The 18861-nt window shown below is 68.3% G+C and carries 18 protein-coding genes and 1 pseudogene; 11 read left to right on the plus strand and 8 right to left on the minus strand.

All coding sequences use genetic code 11. The annotated features are described in order from the left end of the window. Nucleotides 1–97 precede the first annotated feature (97 nt). The gene (locus WB461_RS02900; protein WP_423851220.1) at nucleotides 98–529 is read right to left on the minus strand and encodes a pyridoxamine 5'-phosphate oxidase family protein; all 432 of its coding nucleotides are present in this window, start codon (nucleotides 527–529) and stop codon (nucleotides 98–100) included. 249 nt (nucleotides 530–778) lie between these two features. Here WB461_RS02900 and WB461_RS02905 point away from each other — a divergent pair, with 249 nt between their 5' ends. Beyond that, a complete protein-coding gene (locus WB461_RS02905; RefSeq protein WP_423851221.1) occupies nucleotides 779–1321 on the plus strand; it encodes a hypothetical protein in 543 nt (180 codons plus the stop codon). A 138-nt stretch (nucleotides 1322–1459) separates the two neighbouring features. Here the strand turns inward: WB461_RS02905 and WB461_RS02910 are convergent, their stop codons facing one another. Beyond that, on the minus strand, nucleotides 1460–3322 hold the full coding sequence (locus tag WB461_RS02910; protein ID WP_423851222.1) for an acyl-CoA dehydrogenase: 1863 nt from the start codon (nucleotides 3320–3322) through the stop codon (nucleotides 1460–1462). Between the two features lie 450 nt (nucleotides 3323–3772). Between WB461_RS02910 and WB461_RS02915 the strand changes: the two genes are divergently transcribed. Further along, nucleotides 3773–4690 (plus strand): LysR family transcriptional regulator, encoded by a 918-nt coding sequence (locus WB461_RS02915; RefSeq protein WP_423851223.1) that lies wholly within the window; start codon nucleotides 3773–3775, stop codon nucleotides 4688–4690. A gap of 6 nt (nucleotides 4691–4696) precedes the next feature. Here the strand turns inward: WB461_RS02915 and WB461_RS02920 are convergent, their stop codons facing one another. Beyond that, a complete protein-coding gene (locus WB461_RS02920) occupies nucleotides 4697–5452 on the minus strand; it encodes an enoyl-CoA hydratase (RefSeq protein WP_423851224.1) in 756 nt (251 codons plus the stop codon). A gap of 58 nt (nucleotides 5453–5510) precedes the next feature. On the opposite strand from WB461_RS02920, the gene WB461_RS02925 reads away from it, so the two are divergent. Together WB461_RS02925 and WB461_RS02930 are read left to right on the plus strand one after the other, a co-directional pair. Then, the gene (locus WB461_RS02925; RefSeq protein ID WP_423851225.1) at nucleotides 5511–6314 is read left to right on the plus strand and encodes an S-methyl-5'-thioadenosine phosphorylase; all 804 of its coding nucleotides are present in this window, start codon (nucleotides 5511–5513) and stop codon (nucleotides 6312–6314) included. Next, complete coding sequence (locus WB461_RS02930; RefSeq protein WP_423851226.1) at nucleotides 6311–7348, plus strand: NAD-dependent epimerase/dehydratase family protein; 1038 nt, start codon at nucleotides 6311–6313, stop codon at nucleotides 7346–7348. Before WB461_RS02925 ends, WB461_RS02930 begins: the two co-directional genes overlap by 4 nt. A 10-nt stretch (nucleotides 7349–7358) precedes the next feature. On the opposite strand, the gene WB461_RS02935 is transcribed toward WB461_RS02930, so the two are convergent. Genes WB461_RS02935 through WB461_RS02945 form a run of 3 tightly spaced genes read right to left on the minus strand, consistent with a single transcriptional unit; the run spans nucleotide 7359 to nucleotide 10386 of the window. Beyond that, on the minus strand, nucleotides 7359–8363 hold the full coding sequence (locus tag WB461_RS02935; protein ID WP_423851227.1) for a sensor histidine kinase: 1005 nt from the start codon (nucleotides 8361–8363) through the stop codon (nucleotides 7359–7361). Further along, nucleotides 8360–9094 (minus strand): response regulator transcription factor, encoded by a 735-nt coding sequence (locus tag WB461_RS02940; RefSeq protein WP_423851228.1) that lies wholly within the window; start codon nucleotides 9092–9094, stop codon nucleotides 8360–8362. The genes WB461_RS02935 and WB461_RS02940 overlap by 4 nt, the downstream gene beginning before the upstream one ends. Nucleotides 9095–9096: 2 nt before the next feature. Continuing rightward, the gene (locus WB461_RS02945) at nucleotides 9097–10386 is read right to left on the minus strand and encodes a hypothetical protein (RefSeq protein WP_423851229.1); all 1290 of its coding nucleotides are present in this window, start codon (nucleotides 10384–10386) and stop codon (nucleotides 9097–9099) included. A gap of 117 nt (nucleotides 10387–10503) precedes the next feature. Between WB461_RS02945 and WB461_RS02950 the strand changes: the two genes are divergently transcribed. From WB461_RS02950 to WB461_RS02970, 5 genes are read left to right on the plus strand one after another with little or no spacing between them, the layout of a single operon-like run. Next, nucleotides 10504–11160, plus strand: a complete 657-nt coding sequence (locus tag WB461_RS02950; RefSeq protein WP_423851230.1) for a glycosyltransferase family 2 protein — start codon at nucleotides 10504–10506, stop codon at nucleotides 11158–11160. Continuing rightward, complete coding sequence (locus WB461_RS02955) at nucleotides 11157–11876, plus strand: TIGR04282 family arsenosugar biosynthesis glycosyltransferase (protein WP_423851231.1); 720 nt, start codon at nucleotides 11157–11159, stop codon at nucleotides 11874–11876. The genes WB461_RS02950 and WB461_RS02955 overlap by 4 nt, the downstream gene beginning before the upstream one ends. Continuing rightward, nucleotides 11873–12517, plus strand: coding sequence for an SAM-dependent methyltransferase (locus tag WB461_RS02960; protein WP_423851232.1), 645 nt, complete (start codon nucleotides 11873–11875; stop codon nucleotides 12515–12517). The genes WB461_RS02955 and WB461_RS02960 overlap by 4 nt, the downstream gene beginning before the upstream one ends. Continuing rightward, complete coding sequence (locus WB461_RS02965) at nucleotides 12514–13686, plus strand: molybdopterin-dependent oxidoreductase (RefSeq protein WP_423851233.1); 1173 nt, start codon at nucleotides 12514–12516, stop codon at nucleotides 13684–13686. The genes WB461_RS02960 and WB461_RS02965 overlap by 4 nt, the downstream gene beginning before the upstream one ends. Then, nucleotides 13683–14096, plus strand: coding sequence for a hypothetical protein (locus WB461_RS02970; protein ID WP_423851234.1), 414 nt, complete (start codon nucleotides 13683–13685; stop codon nucleotides 14094–14096). The genes WB461_RS02965 and WB461_RS02970 overlap by 4 nt, the downstream gene beginning before the upstream one ends. Before the next feature lie 6 nt (nucleotides 14097–14102). On the opposite strand, the gene WB461_RS02975 is transcribed toward WB461_RS02970, so the two are convergent. Then, on the minus strand, nucleotides 14103–15275 hold the full coding sequence (locus WB461_RS02975) for a zinc-binding dehydrogenase (RefSeq protein ID WP_423851235.1): 1173 nt from the start codon (nucleotides 15273–15275) through the stop codon (nucleotides 14103–14105). Between the two features lie 132 nt (nucleotides 15276–15407). Here WB461_RS02975 and WB461_RS02980 point away from each other — a divergent pair, with 132 nt between their 5' ends. Both WB461_RS02980 and WB461_RS02985 read left to right on the plus strand, forming a co-directional pair. After that, complete coding sequence (locus WB461_RS02980) at nucleotides 15408–16790, plus strand: pyridoxal phosphate-dependent decarboxylase family protein (protein ID WP_423851236.1); 1383 nt, start codon at nucleotides 15408–15410, stop codon at nucleotides 16788–16790. Between the two features lie 107 nt (nucleotides 16791–16897). Further along, complete coding sequence (locus WB461_RS02985) at nucleotides 16898–18448, plus strand: hypothetical protein (protein ID WP_423851237.1); 1551 nt, start codon at nucleotides 16898–16900, stop codon at nucleotides 18446–18448. A gap of 201 nt (nucleotides 18449–18649) precedes the next feature. Here WB461_RS02985 and WB461_RS02990 read toward each other — a convergent pair. After that, nucleotides 18650–18861, minus strand: a pseudogene (locus tag WB461_RS02990) (pyridine nucleotide-disulfide oxidoreductase); the annotation flags it as partial.

Genomic DNA, 18861 nt, shown 5'->3' on the forward strand with positions numbered 1-18861 from the left:
CGGGCGGTGTCTGTACCGGCGCGGTCTGTGCCGGCGCTCTCGCGAGGGCACGTCGGTGCAGCGCGGTCGTCGCGGTTGGCGCCTCGGGCGGAGGTCGTCACGGGTTGGTCCCGGAGACACGGCGCCCGTCGATTGAGTCGACGCCGATCCTGATCACCATGGGTCGCGTGCCACCCGCCCACGGACGGAGCCTGGAGTGGCCGAGCACCTTGTTGATCGTGGCGCGGTCCTCGACCTCGCCGGCCGGACCCTTGACCGTGACGTTCCAGCCGTGCCGGAAGACGTCGTGATGGTCGACGCCGAAGGCGACGTCGTCGTGCCCCCGGGCCAGCGCCGAGAGCACTCGGCCGGGCTCGGTGCGGAAGTAGACGGCACCGTCGAGATAGGCGAAGTTGACCGGGATCAGCTGCTGCCCGTCGTCATCGACGAAGGCGACATGTCCGACTGTCGTGGTCGTGAGCAGCTCACGGCACTCACCATCCTCGATGGAGACCAGACTGGCTTGCGGGTGCTCGCTGGGTATGGTCATGTGACTTTCCTTCGCTGTCGTGCGGCGTCCGGTGCGGATGCGCCGCTTCCCGAGTCGTTCACCAGTCTTGCGCGCGCGTCGACAAAGGCCCATGGCCGTAGAGCATCGACAGGCGGGACCAACGTCCTGGACGACGGGCCGGCGCGCTGCAAAGGACCTAGGGCCCACGGTTCGTGGTCCGTTGGCCCTGCTGGCGGCCGCGGATCAGCGGAATGCTCAGGACCAACGACCAACTCACGAGGAGTCACCATGAGCGCCACCCTGGCCGCTGGCCACACACACACCGCATCCGTCACCGCGGAGCAGGCGACGCCCCTGTCGCTCGTGCTCGGCGTGACCCGACTCGCGATGGGCTGGACCTTCCTCTGGCCCTTCCTGGACAAGGCATTCGGACTCGGCCACGAGACACCGTCGGCCGGCGCATGGGTCAACGGGGGCAGCCCGACGGCTGGATTCCTCGGCAATGCGACCAAGGGTCCGTTCTCGGGCATGTACCAGAGCTTCGCGGGGCACGCATGGGCCGACTGGCTCTTCATGCTCGGGCTGCTCGGAATCGGCGTGGCGCTGACCGCCGGCGTGGCCACTCGTGCTGCAGTCGCCGCAGGTTCGTTGCTGCTGATCCTCATGTGGACCGCGGTCCTGCCGCCGGCGAACAATCTCTTCATGGACGACCACCTGATCTACGCGCTGATCCTCGTCGTGCTTGCGCTGACCAGCGCGGGCCGCACGCTGGGTCTGGGCGCCATGTGGGAGAAGCTCCCGATCGTCAAGGAGCACGCATTCCTGCGCTGATCACGCATCAACAGCAGGACTGGCCCGGCGCCCTTGGGGTGCCGGGCCTTCTGCGTGTTCTGGCTGCGGGTCAGGTCAGCCCGGCAAGCGCAACGGCCCCCACCCGGGCGGGATGGGGGCCGTCGTGGTCGCAATGGGTCAGAACGCCGACTCGTCGAGCTCCATGATCGAGTCGTCGATGTTCTCGGCGATCGCGCGCTCACCGGCGAGCTTCGGCAGGACGTTGCGCGCGAAGAACTGCGCCGCGGCAACCTTGCCTTCGTAGAAGCTCTTGTCGGCAGCGGACACCTCGCCGCTGAGCTTCTGCAGCGCGACCTCAGCACCGCGCAGAAGCAGCCAGGCCACGACCAGGTCACCCAGGACGTACACGAGGCGGGTCGTGTTGAGGCCGACCTTGTAGATGTTCTTGAGGTCGCCCTTCTCGTCGGCGGGGTTCGAGGACATCAGGTCCTGGAAGGTCGCACCGAGGATCGCCTGGGCGTCCTCGAGACCCTTGCCGAGCAGATCGCGCTCGACCTTGAGTCGACCGTTGCCCGCATCGCTCTCGGCGAAGGCCTGCACCTCGCCGGCCACGTAGCCCAGCGCAGCGCCCTTGTTCTTCACGATCTTGCGGAAGAACAAGTCCTGGCCCTGGATGGCGGTCGTGCCCTCGTAGAGGGTGTCGATCTTGGCGTCACGGACGTACTGCTCGATCGGGTAGTCCTGCAGGAAGCCCGATCCGCCAAAGGTCTGCAGTGACTCGGTGCCGAGCAGGACCCACGAACGCTCCGACCCATAGCCCTTGACGAGCGGCAGCAGCAGGTCGTTGATCGCCTCGGACAGCGAAGCGTCCTCGCCGGCAGCCTCCTTGACCATGACGTCGTCCTGCCACGTCGTGGTGTAGATCGCGAGCGAGCGGAGTCCCTCGGCGAAGGCCTTCTGGGTCAGCAGCGAACGGCGAACGTCCGGGTGGTGCGTGATCGTGACGCGGGGAGCGGTCTTGTCCGACGCCTGGGTCAGGTCGGCACCCTGCACGCGCTCCTTGGCGAACTCGAGCGCGTTGAGGTAGCCGGTCGACAGGGTCGCGGCGGCCTTGAGGCCGACGAACATGCGGGCGTTCTCGATGACACGGAACATCTGGTTGATGCCGTCGTGCACCTCGCCGAGCAGCCAGCCCTGGGCCGGGGCGCCATCACCGAAAGTGACTTCACAGGTCGTGGAGACCTTGATGCCCATCTTCTTCTCGACGTTCGTGACGTAGGCGCCGTTGCGTTCGCCAGTCAGCTCGCCGGTCTCGTGATCGAAGTGGTGCTTGGGCACGAGGAAGAGGCTGAGACCCTTGGTGCCCGGTCCGCCGACGCCCTCGATGCCGACCGGTCGAGCCAGCACCAGGTGCATGATGTTCTCGGACAGGTCGTGCTCAGCCGAGGTGATGAAGCGCTTGACGCCCTCGATGTTCCACGAACCGTCCTCGTTGGGGAACGCCTTGGTGCGGCCAGCGCCGACGTCGGAGCCCGCATCGGGCTCGGTCAGCACCATCGTCGCGCCCCAACCGCGGTCGACCATGTACTGGGCGATCTTCTTGTCCCGCTCGATGCCGTTCTCAAACACGATGCGCGCGAACGCGGGCCCGCAGGCGTACATCCAGATCGGCGGGTTGGCGCCGAGTACGAACTCGGCGCTGCTCCAGATCAGGGACGCGGGGGCCACCTGGCCGCCGAGCTCCTCGGGGATCTGCAGGCGCCACCACTCGGCGTCCATCCAGCTCTTGTACGACTTGGCGAAGGCCGGGTTCATCGTCACGGTCTTCTCGGCCGGGTCGTAGACCGGCGGGTTGCGATCAGCATCGTCGAACGAGGTGGCGAGCTCGTCGCGGGAGATGCGATCGATCTCCGACAGGATGCTCTTCGCGGTGTCGGCGTCAACTTCTTCGAAGGGCGCCGTGCCGAGGATGTCTTGCCGGTTGAAGAGCTCAAACAGGTTGAACTCGACGTCGCGGAGGTTGCTCTTGTAATGGCTCATGCCAGCATTCCTTTGGGGGGTATGCGCTGCGGTGGGCAGGCTGCTACTGAGTAGTAACTTAAGTATCCGCCCGAGAGGGGCGTCTACACAAGTCCGTGAGCCGATGTCCCGCTGTCGGGGACGTCACACCTTCGAAGAACCTTTTGATGGTGAATTCAGACCAACTGGGTTCCCGGGAGACGAGCACAGCCCCCGCGGAAATGCTCGCGGGGGCTGTGCTCAAGGGTGACCGTGGGTCAGAAGACCCGAGTCGGGACGCGTCCGAATCCGTCGGTGGCAACGGTGTGGATGGAGCGGCCGACCCCGATCACGGTGATGGCTGCAGTGGCAATTCCGAGGGCGATCATGGTGGCCTCCTTCAAGGCTGAGGTGAATTCGTATCTCCAGTGTGACCCTCTCAAACGTCAAGGACAATCGAATAGAACTACATCCAACGTGTAGCATCGCTACATGGACGTCTATCGACTCACTCTCCTGAGGGAATTGGCGGAACGGGGCACGGTGGGCGCCGTCGCGGACGCGATGAAGGTCACACCTTCGGCCGTCTCCCAGCAGTTGAAAGTGCTGGAGAGGGAGGCCGGATACACGTTGGTGGAGCCGGCTGGGCGGGGTGTGGCACTCACCGTCGCAGGACGAGCGCTGGTCCAGACCGCCACCGAGATCGCCGTTGCGATCGAGCGTGCCGAGGGCCAGTGGCGCGAGTTCATGCACCGGCCCGCTGGCCAGGTCACGCTCGTGACGTTCCCGACCGGCGGCGAGATGCTGTTGTCCGGAGTCCTGACCCGCCTCGCCGACGTTCCGGAGGTCGAGCTGATCTGCAGCGACGAGGACGGAGTCACGACTGACTTCGCGAACCTCACCCCGGATCATGACATCGTCTTGGCGGACTCCCCGACCACGGCCGCCACCTGGCACGAACGTGGACTGCAGGTGGTGCCGTTGATGAGTGAGCCGCTCGACGTCGCGCTACCGGAAGGTCACCCGTTGGCTCGCAGGTCGAGCCTGTCACCCAAGGACGTCGTGGGGGAGACCTGGATCGGGGTTCCGCACGACTACCCGTTCGACCGGGTGCTGAGTCGGGTGGTCGCGGCCACCGGGGAGCCGGTTCGTGTCGCGCAGAGGATCGCGGACAACGGAATCGTCGAGGCGCTCGTCGCTGCCGGCCATGGCATCGCGATCCTGCCGCGCTTCACGACCCGCGAGCACAGCAACGGACTGGTCACCCGGCCCTTGGTGGGCATCCGGGCGAGGCGCGAGATCGCCGCGCTGCTGCGACCGGACCGGTTCGAGCGGCCTTCGGTACGGCTGGTGGTCGAGGCGCTGCGCGAGGAGGCGCGGGCTGTCGCCGACGCGCACGACGTGGCATGAGCGACGTCAGTGCTCGGCGAGGAAGCGCGCCATGTAGTGACGGAACTGCTCCCGGCCGAACGACTCGGCCTGCGCCATCGACTCGAAGTCCAGCGAGGCGTCGAAGTCTGCTGACGACGCGATCTGGACGGAGCGCAGGATGTCTGCGTTGAGGCGGGGATCGCGGGCGGCGTAGGTCGCGGCAAGCTCGAGCGCCGCGACGACGGGGTCGTCGGCGAGCACATTGGCCAGCCCGAGTCGGTAGGCCTCCTCGGCACGGATCACCTGGCCTGCCAACAGGGCTGCAGTCGCGTTGCCGGCGCCGATCCGCTGCGTCAGCATCCATGTGCAACCGCCACCGGGGTGCAACCCGATCTCCGCGAAGGTCGGACCGAATCCTGCCTTGGGTCCCGCGACGATGACGTCGCAGGCCAGCGCGATGTTGAGGCCTGCGCCGACCGCAGGGCCCTGCACCGCGGCGATCGTGGGGATGGTCAGTTCGAGCAAGCCGAGGAATGAGGCGTAGACCATCATGAGGTGATCGCGCATCTCCTCGACCGGCCGGTCCAGATCGCCGAACAGGTTCTCCAGGTTGGCGCCGGCGCAGAACGCCGAGCCGTTGCCAGCCACGACGAGTGCCCGCGCTTCGGCGTCGTCAGCAACTGAGCGAACGGCGGCGGCGAACTCGTCCAGCAACGGCCAGTCCAGCGCGTTGCGGCGCTCGGGGGCGTTCAGTCGGACGGTCCGGACGTGACCGTCGGACTCCAGCAGGACGAGAGACATGGGCCGACCGTATCGGGACCGGAGTGCCCGGGCATCCCGTAGATGACATGCTCGGGTCATGACTGAGTCAGCACGCCCCGACGTCGCCGTGGTCGGCGGATCTGGCTTCTACACGTTTCTCGAGGATCCACACACCGTCGAGGTCGACACCCCGTACGGGGCGCCGTCGGCACCGATCGCGATCGGAACGGTTGAGGGCCGGCCGGTGGCCTTCCTGCCGCGGCACGGGGCGCACCACGACTTCCCGGCGCATCGCGTCCCCTACCGCGCCAACATGTGGGCGCTGCGCAGCCTCGGAGTTCGTCAGGTGCTGGCACCGTGCGCCGTCGGTGGCCTGCAGCGCGAGCACGGCCCCGGAACGTTCGTGGTCCCGGACCAGCTCGTCGACCGGACGACGGCGCGCCACCAGACCTACTACGACTCCGGGGCGTGTCATGTTGCCTTCGCCGACCCCTACTGCGCGCGTCTTCGCAGGCACCTGCTCGATGGTCTGGATGGCCACGATCCGGTCGACGGGGGTGCCATGGTCGTGATCGAGGGACCGCGGTTCTCGACCCGGGCAGAGTCCAGGTGGTACGCCGAGCAGGGGTGGGCCGTGGTCAACATGACCGGTCACCCCGAAGCTGTTCTCGCCCGCGAGCTCGCGCTCTGCTACGCGAGCGTCGCCCTGGTGACCGACCACGATGCGGGCGTCGACGAGGCCAGCGCGGTGACGATGGAGTCGGTGTTCGAGGTCTTCAGTTCCCACACCGAGACGCTCAAGTCCGCGCTCGCGTCCGTCGTGGCCGGGTTGGGTCCCGATCGTGACTGCTCCTGCTCGAGCGCCGTGGACGGCATGACCCTGCCGATCGACCTGCCGTGAAGATCCTGCTGACCGGCGCCGCCGGATTCATCGGCACGCACATCGGCGTCCAGGCGCAGGCGCGAGGGCACGAGATCGTGGCCCTCGATGCCTTCCTGCCCCAGGCACACGGTGAGGGCGCGCGACCCGGCGGATTTGCGCTGCTGGACCTGCGCCACGACGACCTGGATGACGTCCTCGACGGCGTCGACGTCGTGTGTCACCAGGCCGCGATGGTCGGCAACGGTGTCGACGCGCAGGACCTGCCAGACTATGCCGAGCACAACGACGCCGGAACCGCTCGGCTGCTCGCCGCCATGGCCCGTGCCGGCGTGCGCGACCTGGTCCTGGCCTCGTCGATGGTCGTCTACGGCGACGGCCGTTACACCTGCCCGGTCGACGGTGACGTACCCCCGGACGTGCGACGCGAGGACGATCTGGACGCCGGGCGTTACGACCCGCGCTGCCCAGTCTGCGGAGGCGAGATCAGGTGGCGCGAGATCGCCGAGGACACCCCATTCCTGCCGCGCACCAGCTATGCGGCGTCCAAGGTTGCGCAGGAGCACTATGCCGGAGCCTGGTGCACGCTCGAGGGCGCCCGGACGATCGCACTTCGCTATCACAACGTGTACGGGCCTGGCATGCCCGCGGATACTCCATATGCCGGCGTGGCGGCGATCTTCCGCTCCGCGATAGCCCGCGGTGACGCCCCGCAGGTGTTCGAGGACGGCCAACAGATGCGCGACTTCGTGCACGTCACGGATGTCGCCCGGGCCAACGTCCTGGCGATCGAGCAGGTCAGCGATCATCCAGCGGGGCTGACGCCGTACAACGTCGCCTCTGGCCAAACCTTCACGATCGGCCAGATGGCCGCTGTGCTCGCCGGGGCCGCGGGCGCGCCTGCGCCGGTCCTGACCGGCGACTTCCGCCGCTTCGACGTGCGCCACGTCGTCGCATCTCCGGAGGCTGCGAAGCAGGGTCTGGGTTTCGTCGCCGAGGTGGCGCCACGTGACGGTCTGGCCAGGCTCGCGACCGACCCCCTGCGGATGCGCTGAGCGCCAAGGATCACGCAGCGGGCAGGCGGATCTCGAATTCGCAGCCGGGCTCTCGGTTGCGGACCGCGATCGAGCCGGCCTGCGCGTCGAGCAGGCCACGGGCGATGGCCAGCCCCATTCCGGCGCCCTGACCGTCGCTCTCCCGCGCGGCGGTCCCGCGGTAGCCCATGTCGAAGACGGAGGCCAGCTCGAGGTCGGGGATACCGCCGCATCCGTCGCTGACGCGGAGCCAGACCTCGGACCGCTCCGAGCCCAGAGAGACCGTCACGGTGCCCGACTGGGGCGTGTGCCTGATCGCGTTCCCGAGCAGATTGCGCAGGACACGCATGAGCTCGGGTGCGGCGCCCACGGCGAGGGTTCCTTGGTGGTGTCCCTCGACCGCGATCGACACCCCGCGCTGGTCCGCCAGCGGACGCACGGCAGCGACCGCCGAGCGCATGACGTCGTCGACCGCGACCGGCCCGACGTCCAGCAGCAGGGTTCCGGCGTTGATCTGGGACATCTCGAACAGGTCGTCGATCATCGATGCGAGTCGGCGGGTCTCGCCGCGGATCAGCTGGGCGTACCGCCGGACGTCCTCGGGGGACGAGACGACCCCGTCGCCGAGCGCCTCGGTCATGGCCTGAACCCCTGCGATCGGAGTTCGCAGGTCGTGACTGAGCCATGCCAGCAGCTCGCGGCGCGAGCGTTCGGCGCTGCGCTCGCGCTCGAGTGCCTCGCGTTCCCAGACGCTCTGGCGGGCGATCGATCGACCCAGCAGCACCGCACTCGGAACGCTCACGGTCGTGACGGCAAGCCACACCAGCGCGGTGCGACGCAGCTCTGCGGTGAACATGAACTGGCTCGTGATGACAACCCCGGCGATGATCGCGACAAGTGGCACCAGGGTCAGCAAGGCGATCGAGACGGACAAGGAGCGACGCCGTAACGCGTGCAGGGCCAGCGCACCGGCGACCACCACCGCCAGCGAGGTCAGCAGCCCGATCACGATCGAGTGCACGGTGTCGGGGCTCACCGGGGCTCCTCCTCGGGGGTGGTTGGCGACGGATCCCAGCGGTAGCCGAGCCCGTAGACGGTCACGAGCCGCCGAGGCTCGGCGGGTTCGGGTTCGACCTTGCGGCGCAGGCGTTTGACATGCACCGTGACGGTCGAATGATCGCCATACTCCCACCCCCAGACCTGCTGCAGCAGGTCCTCCCGGCTGAAGACCTCACGCGGACGGCGCAGGAAGAAGTGCAGCAGGTGGAACTCGCGGGTCGTCAGCCGAAGCGGGGCGCCGTCCCGCAGCGCCTCGCGGGACACCGGGTTGATCGCCAGGTCACCGTCAACCACCAGCGGCGCGACGACCGCTGGATCGACGATCGCGAGGCTGCGTCGCAGCACCGATCCGACCCGGAGCGTGAGCTCCTTGACGCTGAACGGCTTGGTCACGTAGTCGTCGGCGCCCGCCGAGAGGCCGACGATGCGGTCGTCGGTCTCGCCGAGGGCCGTCAGCATGATGATCGGTACCGAAGAGCCGTCGGTGATCCGCAGCTGCTCGCAGATCTGGAGCCCGGAGAGCGCGGGCAGCATGACGTCCAGCACGATCAGGTCCGGCTCGACGCGCCGCGCAGCGGCCAGCCCGGACGGGCCATCGCTCGCGACGGTGACGTCGTACGCCTCCTGCTCAAGATAACGTCGCAGCACGTCGCGCACTGCGAGGTCGTCCTCGACCACGAGGACGTGGGGCCGGTCGCCGCGGGCCATCGTCACCACCTCGTCAGCAGGAACAGTTCGGCACCGAGGCCCACTGCCACCTGCGACAGCAGGAGGGGCCGGTGCCAGCGGGTCGGCAGCAGCGCGGGCAGCGCCACCACCCAGATCGTGAACGGGAGGAAGATGCGCTCGGTCTCGGCCTTGCTCATGCCTGACAGGCTCGCGATCAAAACCGTGAGCCCCGCAGCGGCTGCCAGCTGGGCGAGCGCGTTGCGCTCGCGGAAAGCCTTTGCTGCATACGGAAAGGCGGCCCACACCACGAGTCCGATCGTGAACGTCCACGCGGCGATGTCACCCCACACCCAGTAGGAGTAGGGGCGCTCCGAAGCGATGCCGTCGTAGTAGCGCTCGCGGAGCACGGGATATGCCTTCCACCACGAAAACCCGGCCGCGGTGAAGATCGCGACGACGACGGCCGATCCGCCCAGCGCCCACGGCAGCGGCCGCCAGGAGCGGGCGATCAGGAGCACAGCAACTGCCAGGATGCCGAGAAGCACCAGCCCGTACGAGAGATAGACGCACAGGCCGAGGAGCAGCCCGGCCCCGATCGCGGAAACGATGCGGCGGTGCACCGCCGCGATGGCGAGCAGCGCCAGCCCCCAGGCGGCGACCGCGGTGTAGACGGCGTCGCCGTTGACGCCCATCCACACCGCGCTGGGAGCCAGCACGATCCACGGCATGGCCGAGCGGGCCAGGTCGATCGACCCCAGCGTGCGAAGCGTGATCAGGACCGCCACGATCGCGCTGCTGGCGATCGTGACGCACGCGACGCCGATCCAGAACGGATCCTGGATGCCGATGCGGTCGAGCCCGACGAAGTACAGCAGCGCTCCGGGTGGGTGGCCGGCGACGTGCACGTACCAGTTGTGCGGGGCGTCGAGCGGGATCCGCTCGATGAAGGTGTGCAGCATGGTGCTGATCGAGCTGACGTGCTGTGCGTCGTAGAGATACTCCTGCCGGCGCTCGAAGACGCTGGCCAGCCCGTCCTTGCCGGCGGTCAGCGCCAGCGCCATGATCCACAGCCACGTCGAGGCGAACGCCGCGGCGAGCAGTGCCGCCCACGATGCTCGGGCCGCGATTCGCGGAAGGACGATCCACAGCACCAGTCCGATCGCGACGGCTGGCAGGGCCGACCGACCAATACGTGGATCCCACGTCGCGTGCAGGGGAGGGAACTCCAGGTCGAAGCCGTCGTAGGCGAACACCCGCGCTGCGATCACCAGGGCCAACCCGGCCGCCGCCCACAGGGTGGCTGAGAGCGGGTTCGCGGAGAGGCGGGACACCTGATCAGCGTAGGGCGGGTGGCCCGCCGGGGCTCACCAGCACGGAGCGCGTCACAGGTCGGTCATCGTGTTGCAGTGGTGGCCAAGCCTCAGGGGCCATAGTTTCGAACCATGCACATGAGCAGTTGCGACGTGGTGATCCCGTGCCGGGACGAGGCGGCTGCGCTTCCGATCGTGCTGGCGCGCATTCCTGCTGGGTGGGGGGTCATCGTCGTCGACAACGGCTCGACCGACGGAACGGCCGACGTGGCCCGATCCCTGGGCGCCCGGGTCGTGACCGAATCCCGACCGGGATACGGGGCCGCCGTGCACGCCGGCATGTTGGCCGCCGAAGCCGACTACGTCGCCGTCATGGACGGTGACGCCTCGATGCGGATGGACGATCTCGTCCCGATGCTCGACCTCGTGCGCTCCGGGGCCGCGACGATGGCCGTCGGTCGGCGCCGACCTGTGGGTCGCGGGGTCTGGCCCTGGCACGCCCGCGCTGGCACCAAGCTGCTGGCGACCTGGATCCGTCGCCGCAGCGCCTTCCCGATTCACGATCTCGCGCCGATGCGCGTCAGCCGCCGAGACGACCTGCTCGCGCTCGGCGTCGAGGACCGTCGCTTCGGCTACCCGCTGGAGCTGATGCTGCGTGCTGCGCGCAGCGGCTGGTCCGTCCGCGAGATCGATGTCGCGTACGACCGTCGCGCCGCGGGTACGAAGTCCAAGGTCTCCGGCTCCTTCAAGGGCACTGCGCGTGTCGTCCACGACTTCGCCCAGGTGCTCCGATGAGTGCCCCCACCGTCCTGATCGTCGCCAAGGCGCCGGTTCCCGGACTCGCCAAGACCCGCATCGCGCAGTCAGTCGGTGACGTGGCCGCCGCGGAGGTCGCGGCAGCAGCGCTCCTCGACACGCTGATGACCGCGACATCGGTCGGCTGGCCTGTCGTGGTTGCCGTGACCGGCGATCTGGATCACGCGATCCGTGGAGACGAGATCACTGCCGCGCTCGCGACAGCTCGGGTGGTGGAGCAGCGTGGCGCGGGCCTGGGTGAGCGCCTGGCCAATGCCCACGCGGACGCCGACGCCGGGCGCGGAGTCATCCAGGTCGGCATGGACACGCCTCAGCTGACCGTCGCTGACTACCTGGACGCCGGACGCATGGTCGAGCTGGGCAGCCGGGTCATCGGTCCGGCCGGCGACGGTGGCTGGTGGCTGCTCGGACTGCCCGACCCGGACGAGGCGCACGGACTGATCGGCGTCGAGATGTCCCAGGGCGACACGGGAGAGCAGACCGAGCTCGCCCTCGGCGGGAACTTCGTCCGACTCCGCTCCGTGCGCGACATGGACACCTGGGACGACGCCGTCGAGATCGCCGAGCATCTACCCATCTCGCAGCTGGCGTGGGCTGTCCGCGACATCGTGGCGAACGCAGCTGCTGAGGCCGGAGTCGCTGAGGCGGAGGGGACCGAGCCTCCGAGCCCGACCGAGGAGGAGGTGATGGCATGACGATCGCCTTCGACGCCGTCAGCGCGTATGACGAAGCGTTCTCGGGCAAGTTGACCCATGTGATCGACCACATCGGGCGGTCCCAGCCGTTTGAGGTCGCCCAGTGGTCTGCCGCGCCCGACTGGGTCGATCGCGAGCTCTTCATCGAACCGTGCGATGCCGCCACGATCGACGTGGGTTGCGGCCCGGGTCGGCTTGTCGCCGAGATCGCCGCGCGCAGGGTCCCGGCGATGGGCATCGACGTGTCAGCCGAAGCGGTGCGGCAGACGCGTATCCGCGGCGCGTTGGCGCTGCGCCGTGACGTCTTCGCCAGAATTCCCGGCGAGGGACGGTGGAGCTACGCCCTCCTGGCCGATGGCAACCTCGGCATCGGCGGAGATCCAGTGCGTCTGCTGACCCGCCTGAGCGATCTGCTCAGCTCGGACGGCCGGGTCATCGCCGAGGTGGCTGAGGATGGCGCTGGGTTCGTCTGCGAGCACCGCCGTCTCCGGGTGGAGGGCCGCCTGTCGGTCCGCTTCGAGTGGGCGGTTGTCGGCCTCGACGCCATCGAGGACATTGCCGCCCGGGCCGGAATGCGCGTTGTGGGGACAAACTCGGCCGGCGGGCGTCACACTGCCACCATGGTTCGGACACACCCATGAGGCTGCCCACCGTCGCGGACATCGAGCAGCGCCTCCCCAAACCGGAGGACTTCGAGTCCCGTGCGCGAGGAACCGAGCTCACGGCCCGGGTGGGCACGATGCTGGGCATCGCGTTCAGCATCTGCTTCCTCACCGGGATGTGGAGCCACTTCCAATACACGACGCCAGGCTGGCTGCCGCTCGGTCCCAACCCCACCCAGCTCTATCGGTGGACCCAGGGGACCCACGTCCTGTCAGGCATGGCGGCAATCCCGCTGTTGCTGGTCAAGCTGTGGTCGGTGTTCCCGCGGCTCTTCGCACTCCCGCCCAAGAAGTTCGACCGGCACCTCGCCATCGACCTGGTCGAAAAGGCATCGATCGGAATCCTGGTCGCGTCGTCGTTCTTCATGCTGTTCAGCGGCCTGCTCAACATCGCGCAGTGGTATCCGTGGGCCTTCAGCTTCCGGCGCACGCACGAGGCGGTCGCGTGGATCGCCATCGGCTCGCTGATCGTGCACATCGGGGTCAAGCTGCCGGTCATCCGGGAGGGACTCGGCGCCCCGATCGAGCATCGGGACCATGCCCTCGACGCGGATGCCCCGACCCGTAGGAGCATCCTTCAGGGAGCCGTCGCAGCTTCAGGACTCGTGGTGCTGCTCACCGCCGGCCAGACCGTGCCGTTCCTGCGTAAGGTCTCGGTGTTCGCGGTTCGCGACGGTCAGGGGCCCCAGGATCTGCCGATCAACCGCACGGCGAAGGGCGCCGGCGCGGCGACCGAGGCCAAGGACCCACAGTTCGTGCTCGAGATCGTCGCCGGTGACCAGACACTCTCGCTGAGTCGAGACCAGCTGCTGGCGATGCCGCAACGCACCCACCGCCTGCCCATCGCCTGCGTCGAGGGGTGGAGCCGCAACGCGGACTGGACCGGGGTCGCGCTGCGGGACGTCATCGCCCTGCTCGACGCGCCCCCGCACTCCGCCGTCAAGATCCGGTCGATGCAGACCAAGGGTGCGTTCGGTGTCTCGTTGTTGCCGGCTTCCTACGTCGAGGACCATCGCACCTTGCTGGCCCTGGAGCTGAACGGCGAGACCCTGAGCCTGGACCACGGCTATCCGTGCCGCATCATCGCGCCGAATCGGCCCGGTGTCTTCCAGACCAAGTGGGTCAAGCGACTGGAGATCCAGGCATGAGGGCCCTGCGTGGAGCGCTCCTGCTGATCGGCGTCGGTTTCGGCCTGTGGGGCCTGTGGCTGATGCGCGACTTCACCGGCGCACAGCTGATCTCGATCGGAACGTGGTTCGGCGGAGCCGTCGTGCTGCACGATGCGATCCTTGCCCCGCTCACGGTCATCCTGGGTGTCGTCGCAGCGCGGCACCTGCCCGGCCACTTCCGGGCGTCGACGGCCACGGCGTTCCTGCTCTGGGCCACCCTCACGGTGGTGTTCATCCCGGTGCTGAGCGGGCAGGGTGGAAAACCTGACAACGCCACCATCCTTGGCCGCCCCTATCTGCTCAGCTGGATCGTGATGACCGTCGTGATCGCGGCGGTGGCCGCCATCCTCGCGCTGCGCCGACGCCAGACCGTGGAAGGTCAGGTCTGACTCCGATCAGATGGCCTGGACGGCATCGCCGGACAGCCGGGGGTCGATGACGATCTTGGCGTGTGCCTCGGCGTCACCGAGTGCCTCGAACGCACCGCTCACGCCGTCGAGACCGACCCGGCCGGTCAGCATGGCGGACGGATCGATCGTTCCGTCGGCGAGTGCGTGCAGCGTGTCGCGGAACTCCAGCGGGGTGTACCCCAGCACGAAGCGCAGGTCGATCTCCTTGTTGATGCCCATCGACGGGCGGATGCGGTCCGATCCCATGCACACCCCCACCACCACGACGCGGGAGAACAGTGGCGTGCCGGCCAGGATGCTGTCGAGCATTCCGGGTGTGCCAACGCACTCGAACACGATCGGGGCCTTGGGCTTCGTGGCGCCGACCTTGTCAGCCAGCCGCCAGGCATGCCACCAGCCGACTGGCAGCCGGGACATCTGGTCGATCGCATCCATTGCGGCACCCAGGGCCGCTGGGGCCGTGGTGAGATGACGATCGGCGGTCGAGTCGAACGGCGACTCCACAGTCGGATCGACGACGCGGTGCGCACCGCAGCGCTGCGCCAGTGCCCGGCGGCCCGGTGAGGGGTCGCTCGCGACGATCATGCGCACGCCTCGTGCCTTGAGGATCGTGATGATCGCCAGGCCGACCGGTCCGCAGCCGACGACGACCGCGACATCCTTCTTGCCGACCTCCCCGCGAGCGATCGCATGCCAGCCGACCGCCATCGGCTCGGTCAGCACCGCGACATCGGGATCCAGTCCGTTGGGAACTTCGAGCGTCAGGGACTCCTGGGTCACGACCTGCTGGGCGTAGGCTCCGGGCGCCCGGGCGGACAAGCCCAGCGCGTGCACCTCACTGCCTCGCCGCAACAGGGGGATCGAGACGACGGGTGTCCCGACGGCGAGCTTCCCGCGAGTCTGGGGGCCGTGCTCGGCGATCACGCCGTAGAGCTCGTGGCCCAGCACGATCTGCTGCTCGGATCGCATGAAGTCGTCGTAACCGGTCTCGGCCATGACGTCGGCCAGCTCGTCGCCGTGCGTGCGGGCGTGCAAATCCGAGCCGCATATCCCGCATCGGTGCACGTCGAGCAGGAGCTGGCCCGCGCCGGGGCGAGGGGTGTCGACCTCGTCGACGCTCAGGGTGTTTTCGTGGCAGGTCACGGCGCGCATCGTCATCGGGCCATTCAAGCCGACCCTGCTCCGACATGTGCGCTTCCGGGTCACGGAGCCGCAGATCGTCAGGCGATCTCGGGGCCCGGCTCGGTCAGGCTATGGACGTTCACCTCGCAAGGCGAGGAGGATGGCGTGATGGCGGATGCAAGCGATGCTCTGGACCGGGCCAGGGCCCACACGCAGGCATGGCTCGACTCGCTCGACTCGCGAGCCGTCCCACCCCGAGCGGGGGTCGACGAGATCATTCAACGACTGGGGCGGGAGCTGCCGGACGGGCCGACCGACGCCACCGACGTGATCGATCTGTTGGCCGAGGCTTGCGAGCCCGGGCTCACCGCGATGCCCTCGGGCCGGTTCTTCGGGTTCGTGATCGGCGGGACCCACCCCGCGGCCCTGGCAGCCGACTGGCTCACCAGTGCCTGGGACCAGAATGCCGGTCTGCGCAACATCGCCCCGGCCCACTCGGCAGTCGAGGACGTCGCCGAGGGGTGGCTGCTGGATCTGCTCGGACTTCCGACCGACGCCGCCGTTGGTTTCGTCACCGGGGCCACGATGGCCAACTTCACCGGTCTCGCGGCGGGCCGTGAAGCGGTGCTGTCCCGGGTCGGCTGGGACACCGGGCGGCACGGTCTCGCGGGATCCCCGGGAGTGCGGGTCATGGTCGGCGCCGAACGCCACGACTCCGTCGACCTGGTGCTGCGCTACCTCGGGCTGGGCGAGCCCGAGCCGATTGCCGCCGATGACCAGGGGCGGATCGATGTGACGGCGCTGCGCGACGCACTGGCGGACGGCCCCGACCGGCCCACCATCGTGGTGCTCCAGGCAGGCAACCTGCACTCCGGCGCCTTCGATCCGTTCGCAGATGCCATCGCCGCCGCCCACGAGCATGGGGCGTGGGTGCACATCGACGGGGCGTTCGGCCTGTTTGCCGGCGCCTCCCCGGTGTATCGACACCTCGTCGCGGGTCATGGGGCCGCCGACTCATGGTCGACCGACGCGCACAAGACACTGAATGTTCCGTACGACTGCGGGTTGGTCATCGTCCGCGACGCGGCGGTGCTGCGCAAGGCGATGTCGATGCACGGCGCGTACCTCATCCGCGACGAGGCGGGGGATCCGTTCGAGAAGGTCCCGGAGCTCAGTCGTCGCGGTCGCGCCATCCCGGTGTGGGCGGTCCTCCGGGCCATGGGCAGGACGGGTGCCGCCTCGCTCGTGGAAGGTCTGGCCGGCAACGCGAGGTCCTTCGCCGACGGCATCGCCCAGATTCCCGGCGCGCACGTGCTCAACGATGTCGTCTTCACGCAGGTGTGCGCGACCTTCGGGGATGATGCCCTGACCCGCGAGGTCGTCCGGCTGATGATGGAGGACGGCACCGCGTGGACCACCGGATCGGTGTGGCGGGGTCAGGCGGTGCTGCGGATCTCGGTGAGCAACTGGTCGACCACCAGCGGGGATGTGGAGCGCACCCTCGTGGCGCTGCGCGCGGCGGTCGATCAGGCGACAGCGACCTCTCGCTGATCCCGACCGGGGCGACGGCGACCTGACTCGGGCAGCGCACGTAACCCACACGTCGCGTTGATCGTTAGAGCACCGATCACAGCAGCGCCCACAGCTTGGAGATGCAGATGACGGCCCTGGTCCACCAGTTCTGGCACCGCGCCCTGACCGCCGTCGCCGTCGCCGTCGCCGCGATCGCGATCACCGCTCAGAGCGCCTCGGCGACACCGGTGCCGCCGGACCCTCGCAACGCGCTGCTCACTCCGTACCTTGGACACCCCGCCATCGCGCGCCCGACCTCCGGACTCACCCTGCCGCAGCACCCGTTCATGGCGCGCAATGGTGCCAACAACATCCACAATGACGCGTATCAGAGCGATGCGTACAACGGTCCCGGGCCGCTCGGCAAGAACCCCAAGGTGACCAGCACCTTGTACGCGAACGAGTGCGCATCCGTGACGTTCGACCGAGCCGGTCGGATCGTGACGGTGTGCGTCGGGGTGGCGGGCGCGTCGCTCAAGGTGCTCGACCCCACGACACTCGGCGAGATCGCGTCGTACGACTTGCCGCCGCGCAAGCTCGGCTCGTTCTCGTTCTCCAACTTCTCCGGCGGAGGCTACTTCTACCTCGACCACCTCGATCGTGCCGTTGTCTCCACGTCTACCGGCCACATCTTCGTCATCGCGGTCAAGGGATCCACGCTGACGCTGAAGCGCGACATCGACGTCAGCAAGGTCACCGGAGGTGCCGGAATCCAGTCGGCTCTGCCGGACTGGGCCGGTCGCATCTGGTTCGTGACGACCGAGGGTCTGGTCGCGATGATCGACTCCAAGGGTGTGGTCCATCCGCACCAGCTCCCAACCGGGGAGACCATCGCGAACAGCTTCGCTATGGATGAGTCCGGCGGGGTCTTCATCGTCTCCGACGCTGCGCTCTACCGCTTCGACGTCGTGCGCTCGAGGCCCAAGGTGACGTGGCGCAAGTCGTACGACCGGGGAAGCCGGGTCAAGCCGGGGCAGGTCAGCCAGGGCAGCGGCACGACACCCACGCTGATCGGCTCGGCCAGCTCGCCCGGCGGCGGATCGATCGCCATCACCGACAACGCCGACCCCCGCATGAACGTTCTCGTCTTCCGGCGCGGCAAGGGCGGCCCCGGAGCCAAGCCGTTGTGCAAGCAGCCGGTGTTCCCTGCCGACCAGAGCAATGACGAGAACAGCCTGATCTCGGTTCCCGGGGGGCTCATCGCCGAGAACAACTACGGCTACAGCGGGCCCCTGCCAGCGGGCGCCACGACGCGAATCCCCGACACGACGCCCGGCCTGGTCCGGATCGACGTCAACTACAAGCAGGGGGGGTGCCGGATCGCCTGGAGCAACACGACAGCCCGCGTGCCCAGCGTTGTCAGCAAGGTCAACCTGAAGACCGGGCTGATCTACACGTACACCCATCCGGCGGCGAACGAGCTCTCGTGGAAGCTGGCTCCGCTCCCGGACCTGCTGGCGCCCGACGCGTGGTACTTCAGCGCCCTCGACCTGCGCAGCGGCAAGCACATCTGGTCGCAGCTCACCGGCAGCGGCCTCGGGTACAACAACAACTACGCGCCGATCAGTCTCGGCCGGGACGGCGCCGCGTACGTCGGCACGCTCGGTGGACTGGTGCGGGTCGCGGACACCCGCTGAAGCGTGCGCGAGCCCCGAGGCATTCGGTGCTGCCTGCGGCCTCCCGGTGGCTTCATCCGGCTGCAGTGAATTCAGTTGATCCGCATGACTGGCACAGGTTTCGTTCAGACCGAATTCTTCCGTGACGGCATACGAGATGAAGTCGCTCATCGCGATCCAGGCGGTGCCCGACGAGACCTGGGCGCGGGCAGCGTTGCCGACCTAAGGTGCTCCAACCAGCTCGGCGAGCTTGGCGAGTGCCGGCCCGACATTCGCTGCCAGGCGCTCGCGGGCGTCGTCCAACGCCGGGGAGCCCGGGTGCCCGGGCGGTATCCGGGCAGGGTTGATCGCCACTCGGCTGGACCAGTCCTTGATGTCGGGCTCACTCATGAAGGACATGACCGCCTGGGTGCCGCGCAGGTTCATCCGGGCCC

The organism is Aeromicrobium sp. (genome assembly GCF_049587115.1).
Taxonomy (GTDB): Bacteria; Actinomycetota; Actinomycetes; order Propionibacteriales; family Nocardioidaceae; genus Aeromicrobium.

Excerpts from the sequence above, each read along its gene's own strand:
- WB461_RS02955 (WP_423851231.1), top strand. The coding sequence starts at position 11,157 with ATGAGTGCCCCCACCGTCCTGATCGTCGCCAAGGCGCCGGTTCCCGGA.
- WB461_RS02980 (WP_423851236.1), top strand. The coding sequence starts at position 15,408 with ATGGCGGATGCAAGCGATGCTCTGGACCGGGCCAGGGCCCACACGCAG.
- WB461_RS02960 (WP_423851232.1), top strand. The coding sequence starts at position 11,873 with ATGACGATCGCCTTCGACGCCGTCAGCGCGTATGACGAAGCGTTCTCG.
- WB461_RS02915 (WP_423851223.1), top strand. The coding sequence starts at position 3,773 with ATGGACGTCTATCGACTCACTCTCCTGAGGGAATTGGCGGAACGGGGC.
- WB461_RS02900 (WP_423851220.1), bottom strand. The coding sequence starts at position 529 with ATGACCATACCCAGCGAGCACCCGCAAGCCAGTCTGGTCTCCATCGAG.
- WB461_RS02975 (WP_423851235.1), bottom strand. The coding sequence starts at position 15,275 with ATGACGATGCGCGCCGTGACCTGCCACGAAAACACCCTGAGCGTCGAC.
- WB461_RS02925 (WP_423851225.1), top strand. The coding sequence starts at position 5,511 with ATGACTGAGTCAGCACGCCCCGACGTCGCCGTGGTCGGCGGATCTGGC.
- WB461_RS02905 (WP_423851221.1), top strand. The coding sequence starts at position 779 with ATGAGCGCCACCCTGGCCGCTGGCCACACACACACCGCATCCGTCACC.
- WB461_RS02970 (WP_423851234.1), top strand. The coding sequence starts at position 13,683 with ATGAGGGCCCTGCGTGGAGCGCTCCTGCTGATCGGCGTCGGTTTCGGC.
- WB461_RS02940 (WP_423851228.1), bottom strand. The coding sequence starts at position 9,094 with ATGGCCCGCGGCGACCGGCCCCACGTCCTCGTGGTCGAGGACGACCTC.
- WB461_RS02950 (WP_423851230.1), top strand. The coding sequence starts at position 10,504 with ATGAGCAGTTGCGACGTGGTGATCCCGTGCCGGGACGAGGCGGCTGCG.
- WB461_RS02920 (WP_423851224.1), bottom strand. The coding sequence starts at position 5,452 with ATGTCTCTCGTCCTGCTGGAGTCCGACGGTCACGTCCGGACCGTCCGA.
- WB461_RS02965 (WP_423851233.1), top strand. The coding sequence starts at position 12,514 with ATGAGGCTGCCCACCGTCGCGGACATCGAGCAGCGCCTCCCCAAACCG.
- WB461_RS02910 (WP_423851222.1), bottom strand. The coding sequence starts at position 3,322 with ATGAGCCATTACAAGAGCAACCTCCGCGACGTCGAGTTCAACCTGTTT.
- WB461_RS02985 (WP_423851237.1), top strand. The coding sequence starts at position 16,898 with ATGACGGCCCTGGTCCACCAGTTCTGGCACCGCGCCCTGACCGCCGTC.